This window comes from Acinetobacter sp. RF14B, from assembly GCF_006864105.1.
In the GTDB taxonomy this organism is placed as follows: Bacteria; Pseudomonadota; Gammaproteobacteria; order Pseudomonadales; family Moraxellaceae; genus Acinetobacter; species Acinetobacter lwoffii_C.
The window spans coordinates 1-6585 of sequence record NZ_SMTB01000113.1 but is presented as its reverse complement, the minus strand read 5'-3'; the positions used below and the strand labels follow the sequence as shown (position 1 = coordinate 6585).

The 6585-nt window shown below is 40.0% G+C and carries 7 protein-coding genes and 1 pseudogene; 5 read left to right on the top strand and 3 right to left on the bottom strand.

From position 1 onward, the window contains the following. The 4 genes and pseudogenes from E2K52_RS15485 to E2K52_RS12875 form a co-directional block, all read left to right on the top strand. Positions 1–112: pseudogene (locus tag E2K52_RS15485) on the top strand (IS982 family transposase); the annotation flags it as partial. Between the two features lie 416 nt (positions 113–528). After that, positions 529–1446, top strand: a complete 918-nt coding sequence (locus E2K52_RS12885) for an inovirus-type Gp2 protein (RefSeq protein WP_151205458.1) — start codon at positions 529–531, stop codon at positions 1444–1446. Beyond that, entirely contained in the window at positions 1446–2399 is a 954-nt protein-coding gene (locus E2K52_RS12880; protein ID WP_151205457.1) for a hypothetical protein, read from the top strand. Before E2K52_RS12885 ends, E2K52_RS12880 begins: the two co-directional genes overlap by 1 nt. 16 nt (positions 2400–2415) lie before the next feature. Further along, the gene (locus E2K52_RS12875) at positions 2416–2688 is read left to right on the top strand and encodes a pyocin activator PrtN family protein (protein WP_053579574.1); all 273 of its coding nucleotides are present in this window, start codon (positions 2416–2418) and stop codon (positions 2686–2688) included. On the opposite strand, the gene E2K52_RS12870 is transcribed toward E2K52_RS12875, so the two are convergent. Next, on the bottom strand, positions 2672–3820 hold the full coding sequence (locus E2K52_RS12870) for a tyrosine-type recombinase/integrase (RefSeq protein WP_151205456.1): 1149 nt from the start codon (positions 3818–3820) through the stop codon (positions 2672–2674). The two genes, E2K52_RS12875 and E2K52_RS12870, sit on opposite strands and share 17 nt — an antisense overlap. A gap of 133 nt (positions 3821–3953) precedes the next feature. Here E2K52_RS12870 and dusA point away from each other — a divergent pair, with 133 nt between their 5' ends. Continuing rightward, positions 3954–4976: a tRNA dihydrouridine(20/20a) synthase DusA gene (dusA, locus tag E2K52_RS12865; RefSeq protein WP_151205455.1), complete on the top strand. Its 1023-nt coding sequence runs from the start codon at positions 3954–3956 to the stop codon at positions 4974–4976. Between the two features lie 44 nt (positions 4977–5020). Here the strand turns inward: dusA and E2K52_RS12860 are convergent, their stop codons facing one another. Beyond that, positions 5021–5524 carry a hypothetical protein gene (locus E2K52_RS12860; protein WP_151205454.1) on the bottom strand — a complete coding sequence of 168 codons (504 nt, stop codon included), beginning with the start codon at positions 5522–5524 and terminating at the stop codon, positions 5021–5023. 265 nt (positions 5525–5789) lie between these two features. After that, on the bottom strand, positions 5790–6585 hold a 796-nt coding region (gene coaBC / locus E2K52_RS12855; RefSeq protein ID WP_151205453.1), incomplete at its 5' end, for a bifunctional phosphopantothenoylcysteine decarboxylase/phosphopantothenate--cysteine ligase CoaBC.

The window sequence follows — 6585 nt, the reverse complement described above, 5'->3', positions numbered from 1 at the left end:
TAGAGCACGTAGTGTTTGTGGATTTCTAGGAGGGATTTATGCTTCATTGTGCGCATATCAATTGAGCCACCGAAATAAGCCAACCATTCGAGTAATCGAATGGTTGGCTTAAACAGGATTCGGGTTACTATTAAGTATATATTATCCCAATAAGCATACTAATTATCATCTGGGTAGTTTGTATATACCAATTCCAGTAGTGTTATACAAAACACTACTGATTATTAATCAGTATAGATTTAACTGCTATAAAGCTAAGGGGTACACTCATGCCTCTTAAATCTTACAAACCTCAGACACCTGTGATTGTTTATCCTCTCATTAGCGATGGTGCATTTGAACTTCTGCCATCATCAGAGATTGAACAGACCATTTTATATCGTGACCACCGATTGAAATGTATGCTCAATATAGTGTCATTCGTCAGGGAATGTTTAAACGCAAAGCGAATTTGCAGCCAAAGTTGAACCCGATGATTTCAACGTATTTAAGGGCTTCTTTTACTACGCTCAGTGGATAAGACCATTTGTGCCTGTCTTTGATGATATTACAGGCATTGATCTTAGTTACCTGAAAGACTTTATAGTCTGTGAAGAAATATTATGTTTCTTCAAAGCAAAAGAACTTTTAAATACCGAATTAGATCTGATTGGGTTATTTGAACAACCAAATTCCCAACCTCTTGTACATATACAACCAAGAGCAGATTTATTAAATCAATTCGTTCAACTGATTCGTGAGCAAATGGGTAACACTATAGTAAAAAATGTTATCCGAAAACGTGAGGAAAAGGCTAAACAAAACTTAAAGTCTTGTCGTAAAGCGATAAACCAATGCTTTGCCAAATTCAGTAAACTTTTGGTTATACGTGTTGATTTTGCCTTTAAGCCACCTTTAGAGAACTTAACCCCTTATTGCCCAAATGAACTACAACACCCTTTTCATTCTGAAGATGCCTTGCAATCTTTAAAAGAATTGATTGCACAGTTACTAAGGAATAGAAGGCACAACAAAATATTGAACCAAATCAAGGGTTATATTTTGAAGTTTGAACATGGGTTGAAAAAAGGTTTTCACGTCCATGCTCTGTTTTTTATGGATGGCAATTTACATCAAAGTGATGGGTATTTTGCACATGAAATTACCAAGTACTGGAAAAAGCTTACGAACGATCAGGGCTGCACCTATAACTGCCACATGGCAAAAGACAAATACAAAACTCTATGTATAGGAATGATTGACCACACAGATACCGCAAAGCAAAAAGCGTTAGATGATTGTGTTCAATATTTCTGTAAAAAGGAACAGTACTTCATGTTTAACAAACTAAATAGCGTTAGAACAATTCAAATTAGTCAACCACCTCAACGACGCTCTAATGCTGGTCGTCCAAGAAAAGCTGGTAACACAACTTTGTTGAATAGCAAAGATAAGGGGGATTTCTAATGTTGACTAAGAAAGATCTTTCAGTAGCTCATACTGCATATTTTTGTAGCACTGGTGCGCGATTAGCTCTACCACATCCAAGTCCATCTGATTTTTATCAAGCAGCATCACTTATTGGAAAAGCATCTACTAAAAGCATTGAAAAAGCCCTTAAAGGCTCCAATGTCGCTATTATGCAAGCAATACAGACAATTCCTTGGCTGAATAATGCACCATGGTTTAATGGCAATATGTCAAATATTAGCCTGAATCCATATAATGCAAACTTAGGTAATCTAGCTTATGAACATGGCTTAATTCAGCAAAATCAAACTGCTACCATAAATCCACTTGCTGTATCTTATTTATCTGAGCATTTCCAATATCGCATACAAACTATTGAATTTACTAAGAGCCTTATCGAATGGTCTAAGCCTTTTGAAGACTCAAAGCAAGAATTGGATACAATATTTCGAAATATTGAAAGAAGCTCTTCTGGTTCTGAGCTCCATGAGTTCTGCCTTAATTATGATACGGATCAAAATAATACTATATATCTTAATGAGTTAGAAAAATTTATCAGTAATGAACTAAAAACTCAGCTGAGTCAGATCGAGCCTGATAAATGTTTAGCCATTTTGTTAAAGAAAGAACCTTGTTTAAACAAGCGAATGAACCTGCGCTATATCGTGATCTTGCAGAAAGATTACATTGATGAACCATCAGGGTTTACAGACTTAAGCTTCTTTCAATGTATAAAAAATACTGTTGAATCAAATAGCTGCTATTACTTTAACTATGATTCTGGATGCTTAAATGGGTTTCTTGCTAACAACCGTTTTAGTAAGAAAAATCCAAATTACAGAGAACGGATCAGATGTCTAAAAAGCTATCTTATAGGTACAGATGCATTATATAGAGTAGATGGATTACAGACTTCTCTTGAGATTTTGTACTCAAAATTTGTCAAATAGGGTTGAAAATTTAATAATGGGAATATTTCAGCTTACCACTGCTGACTACCTCTTTATGAAATATCGCTCTATGACCGTTGAACTGATGACAATAGTTTCCGACTATTACCCCCATCTTAGTAAAGCTGAAGCACTGAGAAAGGCGAATAATCAAGAATTCCCTTTCTCAGTGTTTAAAATAGATCAAAGTAAACGTGCACCTTTTTTGGTGCACATTAAAGATCTGGCAGATATTTTAGACAGTAAGTATTCAGAAGCTTCTAAAGATTATGCTACGTTTCATCGATGAGGCGTAGTACCTCTTCTAACTGCATAACATCCCTTCTCGCCTTCACTGACACATAACGCTGTAAACTGCTCCAAGAGTCATGCAGACTCACCTTCTGAATCTCAGGAATAGTAAAACTCTGTTCTGCTAAGCGTGTACAGCCTTCATGTCTCAAATCATGAAAGCGTAAATCATCAATACACAACATTCGACATGCTTCTCTGAACTCTTTACCCAAGCTTTTAGGATTCAATGGTAATAGTAAGTTTTCATCATGCCCAAGCTTCAACATCCGTTCACGAACTTCTGACTGCTTTAATCTTTTAATCATTTCCTTACAAGGATCAAGGACATCAAATGATTTATGATTACCTTTGGAGCCATTTGGATTTTTTAGATCATGCACTTTCCATGTAGAATGATGTGAATCATAATCTCGAAGAAATAATCGTGTTAATTCAGCTTCACGTCTGCAAGAGAAAATAGCAAACCACATAATCAAATGCATTGGATACTTAGAACCGTAACGGTTTAGCTTCCATCGTTCTGTAAAATATTTCGTTAATGCAATCAATTCATCCGTTGAAGGGAGTCGATCTCTTTTTTGACTTGAGGAAATTTGACGTGTTTTTCTTAACTGAGCGGTAGCCTTATCAAAGCCATTTAAATCAATATCCATTTCCCACATAACAGCAGCATGAGAAAGCACACCACGGATATGTAAAAGCTCATGTTGCTGCGTACTAGTCGCTATAGGCTCAAGTTCGAGATGAGGGACTCCTCCTTTCCTTAAAACAACATGCTCGGCCAAATGTACTGATTTTATTTTTGTGATAATATTGCGCGCAATTGGTAGCTTCTTAATTAAGAGCAGAGAATAGCGTTTCGTCCTTCCGTACTCGCTCCCGACTTCATCCAAATATTTATCTATGGCATCTGCTAAGGTCAGATCAATGAGTTTTTCTTTGCCAAGCAAAATATCAGGATTTTCTTGAATTTCGACTTCTCGTTTCTTAACCCAGTTTTCAGCTAACTTCTTTGAATGAAATGTTTTACTTTCAGAGAAAGTAGGAAAGCCCTTTCGATTGATTCGAATCGCAGCACGATAGTTAACTTTACCATCTGCACCTTTCCTTGCTGTAATTGACCCCATAATTTACACCATGACCTGTTTTTTTGATTATGGTGTAAAATTTGGTGTAAATGCAAACCGATTAGCCCACCTAAACATAGGTTGAAACAGATTCTCGCAGGTTGAGAAACATAGATTAAAGGTATGATTTTTAATGACTATTAACAAAAACATTGAAAACACTCAATCTCCGCGAATCAGCGTTGCCCCGATGATGGATTGGACCACCAAAGATTACCGTTTCTTTGCGCGTCTGTTTAATCCAAATGTCATTCTATACACAGAAATGGTCACTACAGGTGCCATCATTCATGGAGATAGCAAACGCCATCTGGATTTTAATCAGGAAGAACATCCGATCATATTACAACTGGGTGGCTCTAACCCTAAAGATTTGGCCACCTGTACCAAAATGGCACAGGATTGGGGCTATAACGAAGTCAACCTGAATGTCGGCTGCCCAAGTGACCGGGTACAGAATAATAAAATTGGTGCTTGTTTAATGGCAGAGTCTGATCTGGTGGCTGAATGTATTGATGCAATGCGTAATGCTGTTGAGATCCCTGTGAGTGTCAAACACCGCATTGGTATTGATCATATGCAGTCTTATGAAGAAATGCTGCATTTTGTTGATACCGTGGCGAAAACTGGTTGTAACAACTTTATTGTGCATGCACGGATTGCTTTGTTACAAGGACTTTCTCCCAAAGAAAACCGCGAAGTGCCTCCGCTGCGTTATGAAGATGTCTACCGTCTGAAGCAGGACCGTCCAGACCTCACCATCGAAATTAATGGCGGGATTAAAACCTACGCCGAAACACTTGAACACCTCAAGCATGTGGATGGGGTCATGATTGGCCGCGAAGCCTACCATAATCCTTATCTGCTGGCTGAACTTGGCCAATTGTGGAATCTGGAAGCGCCAGATCGTTTTGACATCATGCAAGAGATGTTGCCTTATATTGCCCGGCGTATGGCTGAAGGCGCACCTTTATCGATTATTAGCCGTCATATTCTAGGCCTGTTCCAAAATCTGCCAGGTGCACGTAAATGGCGTCAGGCGTTAAGCGGCGGCAATGCCAAAACCCTGAAAGATGTAGAAACGGCGCTGGTCAATATTCAGGAAGCGATGCAGCGTACTGAAGACTATGTACAAGCGCATCAGGTCGAAGCCTAAAAATACAAAGCACCGCCCCCGGTGCTTTTTTAGCATCCAGCCAACTATTGGCTATAAGCGGTGATATTGCCTACCGGAATCGGCTCTACATTATCAGAGGCTGAATGTAATACCGCTTCTACCGCCGGATAAGAGTTCGTCCCCGATTCAAGAGTAGTCGCTTCATTAACAGGCTCTAGGGACGCCGCCAGCTGTGCCAGCTCCCGATCCAGTTGCTGACGATATTTTTCAATCTCAATCTCATCAATAAAAGTAAAAGCATCTTTTTCAATGGACCAGTTGTAGCCTCCACCAGCCTTGGCAATCTGCACCTCGATCGGATACTCATGCCCCTGATAGCTCAACTGTGAAATGGCCTGAAAGCCATTGCCGGTACGCTGGACAATTTTTACCTGCAGCACTTTTAAATGATAATCCTGATAATCGGGATTGGCATTAAATTCACGCTGCATTTGTCCCTGAATATTGCGGGCCAGTTCCTCAGTCGATATAAAATAGCTGCATCCTGCCAGACAGGCGATCATAAATCCCATCATGATTTTTTTCATATCGCCCTCTTTGTGATTCCTTCCAACTGCATTTTATCTGTGTCACACTTTTTATCTTCAGATTATTCTGTGATCTATTCTATACTTTTGCTGCGCCACGGATATATCCATCCTTGGTCTATAACCTTAAGTTATAGTTAATCTATTTAACTTAAATTACGCCATTTTTAAAGTTAAACCTATGCTAAAAATTTACATAAAAAATCCCTGATCAACTCAGGGATGTTTAGCAGACGAAGTGTTAATCGATCCTATGAATATGCTATTAAAAATCTTCTTCTACAGCAGGATTATGATGTAAGGCAGTATGAATCGCCTCTACCAGCTGTTGTGCGATTTCCTGTTTGGAAGCTTTGTCCAGATCACGCTTGTCCAGATGATAGTGCTCGGCAAAAAACACGGTCATGGCATTTTCATCTGAAGCAAAACCGATATCTGCGCGTGAAACATCATTACAGGCAATCATATCCAGCTTTTTCGCAACCAGTTTCCCCGCGGCATATTCTTCAATATTACGGGTTTCTGCGGCAAAGCCGACCATAAATGGGCGCTTTTCCTGCTGGGCAATCGTAGCCACAATATCCGGGTTTTTCACCAGTGCGACATTCAGCTCATCACCGGCTTTTTTAATTTTATGCTCGGCCACCTGCGCAACACGATAATCAGCCACTGCTGCAGTCGCAATAAAAATATCACAGCCCTGCTCTAGCATCTGCATACTCTCATTCAGCATTTGCACCGCAGAGGAAACATTTTTACGTTTGACCCCATTCGGCGTATCCAGACTGACAGGGCCTGCGATCAAGGTCACGTTTGCTCCTGCTGCATAACAGGCTGCAGCCAGTGCAAAGCCCATTTTCCCGGTACTGTGGTTAGAAATATAACGTACCGGATCAATCGCTTCACGCGTCGGGCCAGCAGTAATGGTGACCTGTTTACCGGCCAGCATGCCAAATTTTTCTGCAATTGTACGCTGGGCCTTGTGAAAATATTCGGTGACCTGTTGAGCCAGCTCTTCCGGTTCCGGCATACGGCCAAGGCCGACATCACCACAGGCCTGT

Bases quoted from the DNA above. Each gene is read 5' to 3' on its own strand.
- E2K52_RS12880 (WP_151205457.1), top strand. From the start codon at position 1,446: ATGTTGACTAAGAAAGATCTTTCAGTAGCTCATACTGCATATTTTTGT.
- E2K52_RS12875 (WP_053579574.1), top strand. From the start codon at position 2,416: ATGGGAATATTTCAGCTTACCACTGCTGACTACCTCTTTATGAAATAT.
- E2K52_RS12870 (WP_151205456.1), bottom strand. From the start codon at position 3,820: ATGGGGTCAATTACAGCAAGGAAAGGTGCAGATGGTAAAGTTAACTAT.
- dusA (WP_151205455.1), top strand. From the start codon at position 3,954: ATGACTATTAACAAAAACATTGAAAACACTCAATCTCCGCGAATCAGC.
- E2K52_RS12860 (WP_151205454.1), bottom strand. From the start codon at position 5,524: ATGAAAAAAATCATGATGGGATTTATGATCGCCTGTCTGGCAGGATGC.